The 15,625-nt window shown below is 60.5% G+C and carries 12 protein-coding genes and 1 tRNA gene; 7 read left to right on the top strand and 6 right to left on the bottom strand.

Going from position 1 to position 15,625, the window contains the following annotated elements:
• Positions 1-22: 22 nt before the first annotated feature.
• Positions 23-2,764, top strand: coding sequence for a TonB-dependent receptor plug domain-containing protein (locus tag IC757_RS13135; RefSeq protein ID WP_190974752.1), 2,742 nt, complete (start codon positions 23-25; stop codon positions 2,762-2,764).
• Positions 2,765-3,391: 627 nt separating this feature from the next.
• Positions 3,392-6,484, top strand: a complete 3,093-nt coding sequence (locus tag IC757_RS13130) for a TonB-dependent receptor plug domain-containing protein (protein ID WP_190974751.1) — start codon at positions 3,392-3,394, stop codon at positions 6,482-6,484.
• Between the two features lie 89 nt (positions 6,485-6,573).
• Here IC757_RS13130 and bioB read toward each other — a convergent pair whose 3' ends face one another.
• From bioB to IC757_RS13110, 4 genes are all read right to left on the bottom strand, one after another.
• Positions 6,574-7,566: a biotin synthase BioB gene (gene bioB / locus IC757_RS13125; protein ID WP_190974750.1), complete on the bottom strand. Its 993-nt coding sequence runs from the start codon at positions 7,564-7,566 to the stop codon at positions 6,574-6,576.
• Positions 7,567-7,683: 117 nt separating this feature from the next.
• Positions 7,684-8,841: an ABC transporter permease gene (locus IC757_RS13120; RefSeq protein WP_190974749.1), complete on the bottom strand. Its 1,158-nt coding sequence runs from the start codon at positions 8,839-8,841 to the stop codon at positions 7,684-7,686.
• Complete coding sequence (locus tag IC757_RS13115; protein WP_190974748.1) at positions 8,838-9,569, bottom strand: ATP-binding cassette domain-containing protein; 732 nt, start codon at positions 9,567-9,569, stop codon at positions 8,838-8,840. Before IC757_RS13115 ends, IC757_RS13120 begins: the two co-directional genes overlap by 4 nt.
• Positions 9,562-11,022, bottom strand: coding sequence for an alpha/beta hydrolase (locus tag IC757_RS13110; RefSeq protein WP_190974747.1), 1,461 nt, complete (start codon positions 11,020-11,022; stop codon positions 9,562-9,564). Before IC757_RS13110 ends, IC757_RS13115 begins: the two co-directional genes overlap by 8 nt.
• 210 nt (positions 11,023-11,232) lie before the next feature.
• On the opposite strand from IC757_RS13110, the gene IC757_RS13105 reads away from it, so the two are divergent.
• The 4 genes from IC757_RS13105 to IC757_RS13090 are packed head-to-tail and all read left to right on the top strand — an operon-like array spanning position 11,233 to position 12,956.
• Positions 11,233-11,433 (top strand): helix-turn-helix transcriptional regulator, encoded by a 201-nt coding sequence (locus IC757_RS13105; protein WP_190974746.1) that lies wholly within the window; start codon positions 11,233-11,235, stop codon positions 11,431-11,433.
• Positions 11,430-11,882 carry a hypothetical protein gene (locus IC757_RS13100; RefSeq protein ID WP_190974745.1) on the top strand — a complete coding sequence of 151 codons (453 nt, stop codon included), beginning with the start codon at positions 11,430-11,432 and terminating at the stop codon, positions 11,880-11,882. Before IC757_RS13105 ends, IC757_RS13100 begins: the two co-directional genes overlap by 4 nt.
• A gap of 10 nt (positions 11,883-11,892) precedes the next feature.
• Positions 11,893-12,105, top strand: a complete 213-nt coding sequence (locus IC757_RS13095) for a DUF3820 family protein (RefSeq protein WP_190974744.1) — start codon at positions 11,893-11,895, stop codon at positions 12,103-12,105.
• Positions 12,102-12,956, top strand: coding sequence for a DMT family transporter (locus IC757_RS13090; protein ID WP_190974743.1), 855 nt, complete (start codon positions 12,102-12,104; stop codon positions 12,954-12,956). The genes IC757_RS13095 and IC757_RS13090 overlap by 4 nt, the downstream gene beginning before the upstream one ends.
• 107 nt (positions 12,957-13,063) lie before the next feature.
• On the opposite strand, the gene rraA is transcribed toward IC757_RS13090, so the two are convergent.
• Together rraA and IC757_RS13080 are read right to left on the bottom strand one after the other, a co-directional pair.
• Positions 13,064-13,543, bottom strand: a complete 480-nt coding sequence (rraA, locus tag IC757_RS13085; RefSeq protein ID WP_190974742.1) for a ribonuclease E activity regulator RraA — start codon at positions 13,541-13,543, stop codon at positions 13,064-13,066.
• Positions 13,544-13,626: 83 nt separating this feature from the next.
• Positions 13,627-13,701, bottom strand: a tRNA-Val gene (locus IC757_RS13080).
• Between the two features lie 168 nt (positions 13,702-13,869).
• Here IC757_RS13080 and IC757_RS13075 point away from each other — a divergent pair.
• Positions 13,870-15,624 carry a DUF885 domain-containing protein gene (locus tag IC757_RS13075; protein ID WP_190974741.1) on the top strand — a complete coding sequence of 585 codons (1,755 nt, stop codon included), beginning with the start codon at positions 13,870-13,872 and terminating at the stop codon, positions 15,622-15,624.
• Position 15,625: the final 1 nt, after the last annotated feature.

Below are 15,625 nucleotides of genomic sequence, written 5' to 3'. Positions count from 1 at the left end.
ATGCGGAATTTTGCTGCCATCAATGATGGTGGTTGGCAATCTGCATGCCGAAACGGAAACCGAGGATGATTACGACGAGGAGGATGCGCTTGAGCGCATGGTGGTGACCGGGTCAAGGATTCAGCGTATCGATCAGGAAACCGTCGACCCCGTTTATGTGCTCTCCTCCGAAGAGATTGATCGACAGGGTTTCGCCAACGCCTTCGATGTTCTCAGCAACCTGAGCATCAATACCGGAATGTTCATCGGCGAGGAAGTGACGAACAACTTCCTGGCCAATGCCCAGTCACTCAATCTTCGTGGCTTTGGCCCGGGCTACACCCTGGTTCTTCTCAACGGGCGACGTATCCCCGTATTGCCCAAGCCGGCCGGAACCGTGTCAGGCAATGTCGTTAACCTGGCCATGATCCCGTCCACGGCCATCGAGCGGGTGGAGGTGCTCAGCAGTGGTGCTTCTGCAATCTATGGCTCAGACGCAGTTGCCGGGGTGGTCAATATCATCCTGAAGGACAATGTTGACGGCATGGAGCTGACCTACAGGTATGGCGATAACTGGCATGGCGGAGGGCAATCCCACCGCTTTTCGCTGGTGTCCGGTCTGGGCAATGACACAACGCGGTTCACCTATGGGCTGGAGGTTGACAGGAGACGGCCCATAAGAGGTGATCAACGCGACTGGTTCGATCGTCCCGAGCTGTCGCCCGATCCGGAACAGCGCGAGCTTTCGCAGGTCATGTCATATTGGGATCGCACAGCCGATTGGGACCTTCTGGATATCGGCGACATGTGCGAGCCACTGGGCTATTCGTCGGTTCGTCCCGGCTGGGCGGGGGAGGGGCCGGAACAGTACTGCGGTGACAATATCTTCGGGACATACACCGTGAGGAATGCGCGCGACCGTCTGTTCGGATTTGCCAGCCTGTCGCACGAGATGGGCATGCATGAAGTGTATGCGGATCTGCTGGCCACCCGTTCTGAAGCTGATGCAGGCCTGTATCGCTACAGCTTTGGTGTCGACTATCAAGTGGTCGACGATATCGATGCCGAAGCGCCCCAGACGGTTGGCTGGCGACATGTCTGGCGATCCTTCAGGGATCATGAAGTTCCCACCAGCCAGCAAGAGTTCAGTGAGACCAATCTCGTGCTGTCGCTGGGCATTCAGGGGTTCATTGGCGAGTATGATTACGGACTGAACTATACTGCAGGTCGCTATCAGTACAAGGACAGCGTAGGTCGATTCAATGACGAGGCCATGTTGAGCCTTCTCTTTGGGCAGAAAGGTGAAGACTGGTTCCATCCCTGGGAGGGCAGTCGTTGGGTTCGGGTTGGTGAACAACAGTTGAGCCAGGATTTGCTGCCGACCCGATTCGATCTGTTTGGCGAGCTCACTCCCGAGATGTTCTCCGAAGCCTTGCACGAATCCAGCGGTGATGGGCGTTCGACGACCCAGTCTTTGAGTGCAGACCTGACAGGTGCCGCTTTCAGCCTGCCTGCGGGAGACGTCCATTTCGCTGCTGTTGCCGAAGCCAGTCGAGACACCTATCGTTTCATTACCGATCAGCCTACCGTTGATGGAGAGATCTGGGGCTGGAGTGGTATCCGCGGCAGCGGCAGTCGAAATCGCTATGCCATCGGGGGTGAGCTGGCCGTGCCGTTGCTTGAGCGGGATTCCCGGATCGGACAGTGGGACATGAAGCTCGCGGCCCGATACGATTACTATGATGATGCATCGGATGTGGGTGGCGCCATGACCTACCAGGCCGGCGTGAGCTGGCGGCCGACAGACAGCCTCATGTTCCGGGCTTCGCGTGCCACGTCGTTTCGTGCGCCGGACATGCATGTCATGTTTGCCGAGCGCAGCTCATCATTCACCTCAGGCGTCGACTATCTCCAGTGTGTCAACGAAGAGGGTCTGACCCGGGGCGAGAGCTGGCAGGGCTGTGGTGAGCTCTATGGTACGGGCTCCATTCGTCAGTTCTCGGAGGGTGATCCGTCCTTGCGCGAGGAAAGCGGCACCAATGTCAACATTGGCATGGTGGGTGATATCGGAAACAACCATTCCTTTACCGTCGACTACTTCCGCATCAAGCTTGAAGATCAGATCGGCCTGATTGGTGCCAATACCGTGTTGAGATACTATGCCGAATGCATGCTGGGCTTTGATGAAGAAGGTCGCGATAGCGATGCGTCTTCCCCGAGGTGCCAGGCGATGCTCGACAGGGTCACCCGGGGTGGTCCGAATGATGAAGTTTCATCGGTCATTACGAGTCCCTTCAATACCGGGCTTCGGCAGCAGGATGGTGTCGATGCTACCTGGCGTTCGAATTTCAATACGGAAAATCTCGGCCGCTTCTCTCTGAACGTGTCCTATACCCATATCCTCAGAACGCTGGATCGGTTCCTTCCGGAAGACGACATCGAGGATATTCGGGATCGACTGTGGAACACCGAGTTCCGGACCCGGACCAATGTCACCCTGGGCTGGTCTGGAGGGAAGCTGGGGACGTTCATGCACATCAATCGACTGGGTTCATCACCTGTTCGGTATGCAGAAGAGTACGAAAGACATTCTCCCTGGACGACCGTCAATCTGACGACCAACTATCAGGTATCGGATTCGCTGTACTTTGGCGTCAATGTGGTCAACCTCTTTGACAAGACACCTCCCCGACACGAAACGGAAGCCTGGTGGCCCTACGCCGACATCAGGAAGTACAACCCGGTCGGCAGAGAGTACTTTCTTACCGTCGGATACAGACTCTGACCATCAAGTGACTCTGAATATCGAGTCGATTGTGCCCGCGGCTCCCTGTTTTGCCCAGTGTGGCAATCAGGGAGTCCGGGCAGCTTTTTTTGCGATTTCGCACAACATCAAGTCAGGAATTGAGTCGCAACCGACACACACCACCGGTTGATTGAAGCCTGGCGCGGATTCGTGTTGGCAATCGCCCCCCAATAGACAGAATCTGATTCAGCTTCGACCTCGATCGAGGCCCCTTGCCTGATTTGCATTCGTTGTCACCGGTTGGCTGCTCCTGCCTTCGGCAGATGCCATGCGCTTGCGACACTGCCCCGGTTAACATAAACTGAATACAAGAATAACGGATCAATTACCCTTAGGTACGATGGAAGGTAAGGGCGTAGGGTCCTGTTAAGTGTCTGATTTTGCAGCACTTTGATGGGGATGCGTCATTGTTTTCCTGTGTAGCCGGGTTCACTTTGTGAGGGGAGCTGAAGTCGGAATACACGTCCATTTTCGGGCGTGTCTTCACAAACTAGAACAAGAAAACCTGCCCCATTGCTTGCCAGTCAATCCTGCCGCGACAGCCGGTTGGCCTCACAACTGGTCACTGCTGTGCGGATATTGCACCAACCCAACGGGAGGAGAACCGTGAAACATAAAACCTTATATACCCTTGTGGCGTCATCACTGGCCCTGGCCGGTGGTGCGTTGATGCCGGCATCGCCAACCTGGGCCCAGGTGGACGAGGCGGTCGCCGAGCAGGACGACGAACATGAGACTGAAGATCGTGTGGTGGTAACCGGCTCAAGGTTGCGACGAGACGAATACACCTCGATTTCTCCGCTGCAAGTCATCGATGCCGGTGAAGCCCGGCAGTTGGGGCTGGTTGATGCCGGTTCGATCATTTCAGACGCGACGGTGGTTTCCGGCGAACAGCTCGATGGATCGGTCACGGCAGGTTCACCCACCGCCGCGGTTGAAGGTATTTCATCCACCGGTCTGGGTGGACAAGCCGTGGCTTTACGCGGCCTGGGGGCCGAGCGGACGCTGTTGATGGTCAACGGTCGTCGCCTGGCACCCGCCGGTGTCAGAGGTGCACCCGTTGCGCCGGACCTTAACCTGATTCCCGGTTCGCTGATTGAGCGGGTGGAGGTTCTGACCGATGGTGCATCCTCGATCTATGGTGCCGATGCGGTGGCCGGCGTGGCCAATGTGATTCTGCGCAGTGATATGGATGGATTGGAGTTGACCGCATTTGGAACTGCTCCAGAGCGTTCTGGTGGTGACATTACCCAGATCGGACTGGTTGGCGGCTCCTCCAACGATCGGGGCAACTTTACCGTTGCGCTGGAGTATTTCGATCGCAGTTCTGTCATTGTCGGCAACCGTCCCAACTACAACGATTGCCTGCGCAGCCATCAGATTGGTGACGACGGCAACGTCTATTCTGCCTGCCGTGACAATCGGCCGGCCAATTCCGCCTTTGTGGGCAGTGCGGGAGGATTCGTGTTTTACGCGCCGGGAATGAACAGCCCGGGCTTGCCCGACAACTGGATTACCGGTGGCGATCTGCTCGACGAAGGCATTAACTTCCGCACCACCGATGAATACACCTTGCAGCTTTCCGAGCGCGAAGGCAACCTCCTTGAAGAGCTGGAGCGTTTCAATATCTTCACGACCGGTCATCAGGATGTCGACCTTTTTAGTCGCGACACGCTGTATTTCGAAGCCTCCTACGCATCACGCAACTCCGAAGGTGTGTTTCCTCGCGAGCAGGTGTTTCCGGGTATTCCGGGATTCATTCCCCAGGAGGACGAGAACGGCAACATCATAGTTGATGAGTCCGGAGCTCCAGTCCTGGTCGAGAATCCGCTCAATCCGTTCGGAGAGGACGCCCTGCCGGTACTGCGCATCCAGGACCTGGACCAGCGTCGCGGTTCGGAGGTCTCCAACTTCCGTTTCGTCGGCGGCATGGAAGGCGACCTGGACTTCGGCGGGCTGGGTGAGCGTAACTGGGTTTATGACGCCTGGGTATCCTACGATCGCAGCTTTGGTACCTCCAAGCAGCGTGTCATGATCGATCCGCACCTGCGTGAGTCCATTTACACCATGCGCATGGATGCCGATGGCGAACTCGTCTGTGGTATCCGCGATGACGATACCCTGAACTTCGGCTTCCCGAACTCGCCGGGCTGTGTCGTGGCCAACTTCTTCTCGCCTACACTGTTTACCGCAGCCGGCGGTGACGGCACGTTTGCGACACAGGAAGAAGCCGATTTCCTGTTCGGCAATTCGATCACCCAGACCAAGCTTGAGCAGTCCATGGCCTCGGCCGTTGTGACCGGTGACCTGTTCGATATCCCCACCGGCACGGTCGGTCTTGTGCTGGGTGCCGAGTTCCGTGAACAGCGCATTGCCTCGGAAACGGATGTCGTGCGCGGCCAGGGCCTTGCTTCATCCGAAGTGCCGGATGTGGAAGGGGATACCATCGGCAGGACTTCGCTGTGGGAAATGTTCGCAGAAACCGAAATTCCGCTGCACGATACCTTCGCCCTCAACCTGTCGGGTCGTTACACCTCCGAAGAGAACTTCGGCTCGGAGTTCACCTACAGCATCAAGGCCGACTATCAGCCGACAGACAGCTTGCGCTTCCGCAGCACTTACGGCACCACCTTCCGCGCCCCCAACCTGCGAGAGCAGTTCCTGGCCGGTCAGGCCGGTACCATTGCCGGTACGCTTGACCCGTGCCGTGTGCCAAACGATGCCCGCGACAGTGATGGCAACTACGATCCGGCGCTGGACAACCGGACTAGCGAGTTGCTGGCCAACTGTGTTGCCGATGGCGTGGACCCGACCCAGCTGGGCCTTTTGGCCACCACCGGTATTCCGACCACCACGGGTGGCAACCCGGATGCCAATGCCGAAACTTCGGACTCGTTCACTCTTGGGCTGGTCTTCTCGCAGCCTTGGTCGACCCGGTATGACTGGCAGTTCTCGGCCACTTACTTTGATATCGAGATCAATGACACCCTGCGTGAAAGCAGCCCGTCAGCGATCCTGAGTCAGTGCTATGGCGGTGCCCCGGATCTGGCCGACCCCAACTGCGAGCGCATTCGGCGTGCTTCGGGTGATCCGGCCACGGCGGTCATCACCAACGTCGATGCGGCCTTTATCAATATCGGCAAGCTGACCTCGCGCGGGTTTGACTTCAACAGCCGCTTCCGCACGGATCTTGGCGACTTCCTCAATGGTGCCAGCCTGAACGTCACGGCCACGGTCACCCATCTGCTCGAGCAGAAGGAACAGGTCACCCCCGATTCGCCCACTGTCGACTACGCCGGCACCATCGGCACGCCGGAATGGCGCGGCAATCTGGCGACCTCGCTGGAGACGGGTCCGTGGACCGGCCTGTGGCGCATGCGCTACATCGGCGGCGGTCAGCAGCTGGACACGCCTGATTTCGCCGATCCGAGCCCGGCCAATGCCTGCGGCATCCTGGGTGCGCCGGATGGTGTGCGCTGTCGTGAGATCGACTTTATCGGCAGCTACATCCAGCACGATCTCTCGGTGTCCTACGACCGTGATGACTGGACGATGACGCTGGGCGTGGTCAATGTGCTGGACAAGGCCCCGCCCCTGATTGGCCAGGGCACGGGACCGGCCCGCATGAACATCGTGGTGCAGTCCGGCCACGACCTGATCGGACGCCGGGCATTCCTGAGTCTCAGCAAGCGCTTCTAAGCATCTGACATCAGGCATGCACTTCGACAACGGCCACCACGGGTGGCCGTTGTCATTTCTCGGTGTTGAGATTCCGGGCAAGGGGCTTGCTAGGTGGAATGATGGACGGGCTCGGGTCGGATCCCCAGGCGTTTGAACAGTCTGTGGTCGTGGTGCTCGTCCGGGTTGTCTGTGGTCAGTAGCTTGTCGCCGTAGAACACGGAGTTTGCGCCGGCAAGAAAGCAAAGGGCCTGCATCTCGTCGCTCATCTCGGTGCGACCGGCAGACAGTCGCACGTGGGAGTGGGGCATCAGGATGCGGGCAACGGCTATCGTGCGTACGAAGTCGAAGGGATCGACCGGCTCGGCATCTTCCAGCGGCGTGCCGGGTACCCGGATCAGCTGATTGATGGGTACCGACTGCGGGTGTTCGGGCAAATTGGCCAGAATGCGCAGCATCTCGACCCGGTCGCCAAGGGTCTCGCCCATTCCGACGATGCCGCCACAGCAGACATTGATGCCGGCAGTCCGCACGTTGTGCAGAGTCTCCATCCGGTCACCAAAGGTGCGTGTGCCGATGATGTCCTTGTAGTGCCGGGGCGAGGTGTCGATGTTGTGGTTGTAGTAGTCCAGGCCTGCGTCCGACAGGCGTGATGCCTGCTCGGGCTTGAGCATGCCCAGCGTGGCGCAGGTTTCCATGCCCAGCGCCTTGACCTCGCGAATCATCTCGATGATGGTTTCGAGGTCGCGGTCTTTCGGGCTGCGATAGGCGGCACCCATGCAGAATCGCGTTGCCCCGGCATCACGGGCGGCTTCTGCCTGTGCAACGACATCCTGCACCGGCATCAGGCGCTCGGGTTCCAGGCCGGTGTGGTAGCGAATGCTTTGCGGGCAATAGGCGCAGTCTTCGGGGCAGGCACCGGTCTTGATCGAAAGCAGCGTGGCAATCTGCACCTCGCTGGGCGAAAAATGCATGCGATGAACCCGCTGTGCCTCGAACAGCAAGTCGTTGAAGGGCAGGGCAAACAAGGCGTGAACCTCGTCGTGCTGCCAGTCGTTGCGTACCGGGCCATGTCCGGTTGCGGCTGGATGGGGCGAAGACATGATGCGGGTCCCGTGCAGGCGCAGTTCCGTAAACCAAGGTAAGTAGAATGGAGTTTACAGCAAGTCTGCCCAGGATGCGATCCACATTCGTGCCGGGTCAATAGCAACAGGAGCGCCCTATGCCGACACTGCCCGTTCCCGCTTGAGCATTTGGGCGGCCAGCCCGGTCAGCAGGATTGCCAGCACAAGAGTCGGCACGGCGGCTGCAACAAAACTGATGGTCGTCGGTACAGTACCGCGCAACACTTCCATGGCCAGTTCATGCTGCGCGACGACGGGCGTCAGGGATTGCCAGTTGCCCTCCTCGATGCCGAGGAAGTCCAGTCCGAACAAGACCATCATCGGTAGGAACATCAGGCCGGACAGGTAGAACTGCGCTTCCTTGTAGCTGCGCGCGAACAGGGAGAGCAGGGATTGTAGCCCTGCGGCAAGAAAGGCCAGTGGGGCGATGGCCACGCCGAGCAGCAAGCGCTGTTCCAGGGGCAGGTCAAGAATCGTGCCCAGGCTGCTGACATCAACACGGGGCAGGATCAGGCCCGAAGCCACCAGTATGAGGGCTGTACCTGCCAGGCCGAAGAGTGCGGCCGTCAGCCATTTGCCGGTGGCCAGGTGCCAGGGAGCAACAGGCTGTACCAGCAGTAATTCCATCGAACGCCGTTCGCGTTCTCCGGCCAGCATGTCGATGGCCAGGCTCATGCTGGCAGCGAATGGCGCCATCAGCAAGAAGAATACGAGTATGCCCAGCAGCTGCGCGGCACGCTGTGCCGGTGTCGAGAAGTCCTGGCGCTGGATATCCACAGGACGTATCAACTCCGGCGATACACCACGTGACTGCAGGCGCAGTTGAGCCAGCTCGGCAGCATAGGCACCGATGGTCTCGTCCAGGCGGTCGGCTGCCGACTCATCGCGGGGGCTGTCTACCATCAGGAACACCCGTGCCGGCCGGCCCTGTTCCATCCGGGCGCCGAACTCGGGATCGACCCGCAAGGCCGGGCGTTGCCTTTCCGGGCGCACGTCCGAGCCCGGCTCGCCCTGTGCATCGACCAGTTCGTAGCCTTCGGCTCGCAGGTGGGCCATCAGTCCCGGTGCTGCCGACTTGTTCACGATCTTGACCTCGCCGGGGCCTTCCGCCTGCTGTTGTTCGGCGGCATTGAGCATCATGGCCAGGAGCAGGGGCACAAGAAGTGCATAGCCGACAACGCCGGTCATGGAGCGACGATCACGCAGGCCGTCCTTGAGTTCCTTGCGCACCACTTCAATGATTGAATGGTTCATGCCGCGATGCCCTCCTCGCCGGCCAGTCTTACGAAAGCATCTTCCAGCAGGGGCTCACCCGCCAGATCGCACAGCTCTTCTGGTGAGCCCGTGGCCACGTTGCGACCGGCCACCTGTACCACGATTCGGTCGCACAGCGCGGCTACCTCCTGCATGACGTGACTGGAAAACAGGATGCAATGCCCGTGTTCACGCAGACCCATGAGCACCTGCCTCAGGGCCCGGGTGCTCATGACATCAAGTCCGAGACCGGGTTCGTCGAGCACCAGGTTGCGCGGGCGATGCAGCAGGGCAATGGCAAGATTGAGCTTGACCCGCTGGCCCTGCGAAAAGCCCTCGGCCCGTCGATCAATAATGCTGCCGAGCTCCAGCTCGGCGACTACCCGATCGATGGCTGCCGCGCGATCGGACGGCGTCAGGCCCTGCAGGCCACCGAAGTACTCGAGATGTTCCCTGACGCTCAGGCGTGGATAGTTGCCGGCGCGGTCGGGCACCAGGCCGAGGTGGCGACGAACATCGACCGGATCGGTTGCCGGATTCATGCCATCAACGCCAATCTGCCCGGCATCGGGCCGGACCAGGCCGCACAGGCAGTGAAGTGCTGTGGTTTTACCCGCCCCGTTGGGGCCGAGCAGGCCGGTGATCATGCCGTCTTCGGCACGAAAATCGAACCCCGCCAGAGCTGAGGTTGCACCATATCGTTTCTCTACGGCTTTCATCTCAATCATGATTTTTGCTCTTGTTGCCCGACAGGTAGCCGGTCCGGTGAGTCAACAGCGGTGCTGCCTGCTGGCGCTTCTTGCATTCGGCATCCAGTGCTTTCGGGCGCGGATCGTTAAAGAACTCGTTGAGCAGGGTTCGCATGCAGCGCCCACCTGCAAAGGCCACCGTGTGTCCGCCCCCGGGTATGACCAGGTGGCGGGCATTGTCCAGTCCAGCCATCACGTCTTCGCCGTAGCGCGGCGGTGTGACCGGGTCGAGTTCGCCTGAGATCAGCAGGCTGGGAATATCGCCCGTGACTGGGTTATCGAAGTCATCGGGCACCTGGTAACGCGGCCACTGCTCGCACACTGCCATCCAGAAATCGACCTGGGCGCTGCCCACGAAGGATTCATGTTCGGTCATCGGTACGGCCTCGCGCCCGAAACGTCCAATGTCTTCACTGCAAAGAACCGTGGCCGTCAGCCCGAACGACATCTGTTCGTCGTAGCGCACCTCGAACTGTTCTGTCAGCGCCATCAGCGACCGGAAATCCCCTTCTGTAGCCTGGTGCAGCATGAGCGGCAGTAGCCGCTGCATGGATGGCTGGTACAGCAGACCGCGCAGTACCGTGACCAGGCCGTCCCGATCCAGTTCACGCTCCATTGCCTTACCGGTGTCCGGGTGATCGAATGTCACCTTCACCGGGCTTCGTTCTAGTTCCTCGATCAGGGATCGAAAGCGTGATTCCAGATTCGGAAAGGCGGTTCGACAGCCCGCCTGCGCCTGGCAGCGTTGGAACAGGGCACCGAGTACCGGTTGTGCATCCGCACCCATGCTGGCACCCACCACCATGCCCATGGGGGCAAGTCCGTCGAGCACGGCGCTGCGGATGGCGCCAGCATGCTCACGCATGTAAAGCTGGCCCACGCGGGTTCCATAGGAGCCCGCGAACAGGTTCCATTGCTCGTATCCCAGGGCCAGGCGCACCGATTCCAGATCCTTGATGAAACGCAGCGTGGAGAAATCCCGAGGCCTGAAGTCCGCGGCGGCAAAGTCGATTGTGTCCAGGCATCGCCCGGCCCAAGCCTTTTGCGCCTGGACGCTGGTCTCGGTCGGAAAGTCAGGGCAGTCCAGGGGCATGGATTCGCCGGTGCCGCGCTGGTCGACGAAGACCAGATCGCGTCGCTTGCCCGTCTTCGCCAGCAATCTTCCCGTCGGCCCAGCCAGGTCCCGGGCTGCCTGCCCCGGCCCACCCGCCAGTATCAGCACCGCATCCTCGCTGCGCCGGTCGGGCCGGGCCGGAACCACCGTAAAGGCCAGCTCCACTCGGGCATCGTCTGCACTGTTCGACGACACCGCGTAGCTTCCACAGAGCGCCCTGGCCGGCAGGTCGGTGACGTGACAGGGCTCGAGTGCGGGGCTGTTCGCAGGCCCGCCTGCTACGGCCAGACCGATCACCAGCATCCATCCGCCGATCATGGCCGTTGACCTGAATTGATGAGTTTCATATCAAATACCCTCGACTAAATATCAAGTATGCTTTACACATCAGGATAGTCGAACTTGACTAAATGTCAAGCGTGCTATACAAAAGTAGCCTGTTCCCCGGAGATGCCGGTTGCCGCCACGGTCCGCGTGTCCTGCTGGCTGGCCGGGGCGCGTGTTACGACTGGGGTTGCAAGACGTTCAATGAAGAATCGACTCAAGGTCCTGCGCGCGGAGCGGGACTGGACCCAACAGGCGCTGGCCGAGAGGCTCGGAGTGTCGCGCCAGACGATCAACGCCATCGAGAAGGGAAAATACGATCCGGCCCTGCCCACGGCATTCCGGCTGGCGCTCCTGTTCGATTGCCGGATCGAGGACATTTTTCAGTACGAGGATGAGTCATGAACAACCACGACTCCGAGGACAAGGCGTCCTGGCCCTACAAGACACTGCTGTTTCTGGGTTTCTATGGCATGGGCGAATCGGCTGGCAGGCGACTGGTCTGGCAGACCCACACCGCCCTGGGCGTGCTCATCGTCTCGGTCATCATGATTCGTGCCGAGCCTGACATTGTCATTCCGCGCTTCGTGTGGATCGTGGCGGTTCCGTTGTCGGTGATGGCCACAGCCTGGGCTCACGCGCACTACCTGAAGGGATTGGACGAGCTGCGCCAACTGATCCAGCTCAAGGCCATGGCAGTTGCCTACGCCTGCGCCATGACCCTGTGGTCCATTGTCGTTGTCATATGGGCGGCATTTGACACGGTTCCGCTGGATGCATTGGTGCTACTGATCGTCCTGGCCGAGATCGGACGGGGTATCGCCCTGGCCTGGTTTGCACGACAGTATGACTAGCAGCGAGACCATGACTCAGCAGGACCTGCTGGAGGCGATGAACCAGACCATGCCGTTCGGGCGATACAAGGGCCGGCGTCTGCTGGACCTGCCCGAGCCCTACCTGGCCTGGTTTCATCGCCAGGGGTTTCCCGACAGCAAGCTCGGTCGGCAGCTGGCCTTGATGTACGAGGTCAAGCTCAACGGACTGGAGGGCATGCTGCGCGAGGCGGTATCGCGGTGAAAGCATTTCATGTTCCAGTACTGACGGCGCTGGCGCTGACCGCTTTTGCGGCCAATTCCATTCTGGCGCGCCTGGCGCTGACCGAAACCGCGATCGACCCGGTGTCGTTCACAACATTGCGGATTGTGTCCGGTGCCTGCGTCCTGTGGTTGATTCTGCGCCTGAGAGTGCGAGCCGCCGAGTCCACTGGCGGCTGGCCACCAGGCCTGGCCTTGCTGGTCTACGCACTGGCCTTTTCGCTGGCCTACCTGAGCCTGACTGCAGCCACCGGCGCACTGATCCTGTTCGGTGCGGTGCAGATCACCATGATCGGATGGGCGCTTTTTCGGGGTGAGCCGCTTTCATTGCGCCAGTGGACCGGCTTCGTGCTGGCCACCGCGGGACTGGTGTGGCTGTTGTTGCCGGGCCTGGCCGCTCCCCCGCCGGGCGGTGCCGCATTGATGATCGCGGCCGGCATCGCCTGGGGGATTTACACGTTATTGGCCCGGGGGACGGGCGATCCGGTCCAGACCACGGCAACCAATTTTCTCCGGGCCAGCCTGCCGGCGATCCTGATTTCGGCCGCATTTCTGAACTGGGCGCGCATCGACTTGGCCGGCGCCGTGCTTGCCGTGGCTTCGGGTGCCCTGGCATCGGGGCTGGGTTATGTCATCTGGTATGCCGCCCTGAAATACTTGAAAACCAGTACTGCCGCGGTCAGCCAACTCAGCGTACCGGTCATTACCGCCATCTTCGGCGTGCTGCTGCTGGCCGAGCCCGTCACCCTGCGCCTGCTGCTTTCTGGCCTGGCCATTCTCATCGGCATCGCGCTGGTCACCCTTCGGCCGGCTAAGCGATCAGTGGAGCGGTAATATCGGGTTCGTCTGGCAAGCCCGCGAGTCCAGATTTATGCCACGGGCGGGTAGACCCCGGATGACCGGATCAAACGGGATCAGCAAGAACTGAAGGAAATCATGAATCAGACCAGGGCCCGGCTGGCGCGGATGATGCCATTTTCGTCGGCGTAGACGTGGTCGCCGGGATAAAAGCGCACGCCACCAAGACTCACCACGATTCCGAACTGCCCCTCGCCACGCCGCACGCTCCGGACCGGTACCGAGCCCAGTGCCATGATGCCGATTTCTATGCCGGCCAGTACCTCCACGTCGCGACAGGCGCCGTGAATGATCACACCGGCCCAGCCCATTTCCGCCGCCCTGGCGGCAATCATGTCGCCGATCAGCGCGTGCCGCACCGAACCTCCGCCGTCAACCACCAGCACCTGACCCTTGCCGGGCTCTGCCAGCGCTTCCTTGACCCGGGAGTTGTCCTCGAAACACCTGACCGTGGCCGCCGGGCCGCCAAAGCGACGAACGGCCCCAAAGTGTTGCCAGCCAATTCCGGTGACCACGTCGATTTCCTCGGCGTGCGCGTCACACAAGTCGGGAGTCGTCCACATGCCGTGCCTGCTTACTGGGGGCGGAAACAGCTTACATTATGGCCGAACAGGCCCTGAATCCGAGGAGAAAAAGAGGGGGGAAGTGGTGGGCGATGCTGGGTTCGAACCAGCGACCCCTGCCGTGTGAAGACAGTGCTCTCCCGCTGAGCTAATCGCCCACTGTAGTGGTTCGGGGTAGTCCCGAGCCGCACTATGATAGTGGCAAATGCGGCATCTGGCAAATATCGGCTGGTGTATTGCGCGGGTGACGGTGCCTGCCGGTACTTTCGGCCCGCTATCGCAATCGCGTATCCTTTGGCATCTGTATTTTCTGACTGGAGTTTTTCATGCGCTTGCTGAGCGGCATTTTGTTAATGACGATGTTTCTGGCCCCGGCGCTTGCCGACGAGGATGCTTTTGATCGCCTGGTTGAAGAGTTCGAGGCGCACGAGCTGGAGCACAATCCGATCCGTGCCGGCGAGCAGGGGGACTTGGATGCGGCCGGTCGCTGGCCGGATCATTCGCCCGAAACCCTGGCGGCCAAGCTGGAGCGCGAGGCGGAGTTTCTGGAGCGGCTGGAAGCCATCAGCGTCGACGAGCTCGACGAAAGCGATGGTATTACCTACGCCCTGATGGAGCACCTGCTGACCTCGCGCCTGTCGCTGGCCGAGTTTGAGCCGCAGCGGGTTTCGTTTACCAACGACTCCGGCTTTTTCAGTCAGCCGTTCAATCTTGCACGCAGCACGCGCCCTTCATCGATTGCCGAGGCCGAGGCCTGGCTGCGTCGGCTCGAAGCGCTGCCGGATTTTCTGGCCGAGCGGACCGCGTGGCTCAAGCGCGGGATCGAGAGCGATTTTGTGCAGCCCGGACTGGTGGCTGAACGGGTGGTCGAACAACTGGAGTCGCTGGCTGCTGAGGATGTGGAGGATCACACGCTGCTGCTGCCGCTTGAGGCCTTGCCGAGTCGGGTTGACGCCGGCGAACGCGAACGAGTGGAGTCGGCCATGCGCCAGGCCATCGAGGACAAGGTCGCGCCGGCTTACCGGGAGCTGCTGCGGTTCTTCCGCGAGGAGTATCTGGCCGAGCCACGCGAGTCCGTGGGCATTTCCGCCGTACCCGAAGGACGCGAGTATTACCGTGCGCTGGTTCGCCATCACACCACCCTGGACACGACGCCCGAGGAAATTCACGAACGCGGCAAGGAAGAGGTCGCGCGCATTCGTGCCGAAATGGAAGAGGTGATCGAGCAGGCCGGGTTCGAGGGCAGTTTCGAGGAGTTCCTGCACTACCTGCGCACGGATCCGCGCTTCTACGCCGAGACCGAACGCGAGTTGCTGATGCATGCGGCGTGGATCGCCAAGCGGGCCGATGACGAGATGCCGCGCTTTTTCCGCAATCTGCCGCGTCTGCCCTACGGGGTGCGGCCGGTGCCGGAAAGCATTGCGCCCAATTACACCACCGGAAGGTACTGGTCGGGCAATCTGGAAGCCGGCGTGGCCGGTGGCTACATGGTCAATACCTACCGCCTCGATCAGCGGCCGCTCTATGAATTGCCGGCGTTGACGGTGCACGAGGGTGTGCCCGGCCACCATCACCAGATCGCGCTGGCCCAGGAGCTGGACGATGTACCGGATTTCCGGCGCAACTCCGGCATCACGGCCTTTTCCGAGGGCTGGGCACTGTATACCGAGCACCTGGCGATCGAGATGGGCATTTATGAAACGCCCTACGAGGATTTTGGGCGGCTGACCTATGAAATGTGGCGTGCCTGTCGCCTGGTGGTGGATACCGGTCTGCACTACTTCGGCTGGAGCCAGGCCGACGCCGAGGCCTGTCTGCTGGAGAATTCGGCGCTCTCGACCCACAACGTACGCACCGAGGTCGAGCGCTACATCTCCTGGCCGGGCCAGGCACTGGCCTACAAGACCGGTGAGCTGCTGATTCGCGAATTGCGCGAACAGGCCGAGGACGAGCTGGGCGAGGATTTTGACCTGCGCGACTTCCACGACCATATTCTCAGCCAGGGCCCCATGCCGCTGAGTGCGCTTGAACAGCGCATGAAGGACTGGATTGACAAGCAGAGTGCCAAGCTCGAGGGCTGAG

Source organism: Wenzhouxiangella sp. AB-CW3 (genome assembly GCF_014725735.1).
Taxonomy (GTDB): domain Bacteria; phylum Pseudomonadota; class Gammaproteobacteria; order Xanthomonadales; family Wenzhouxiangellaceae; genus Wenzhouxiangella.
Note: the sequence above shows the minus strand (reverse complement) of the source record. Positions and strands in the feature narration are given on the sequence as shown.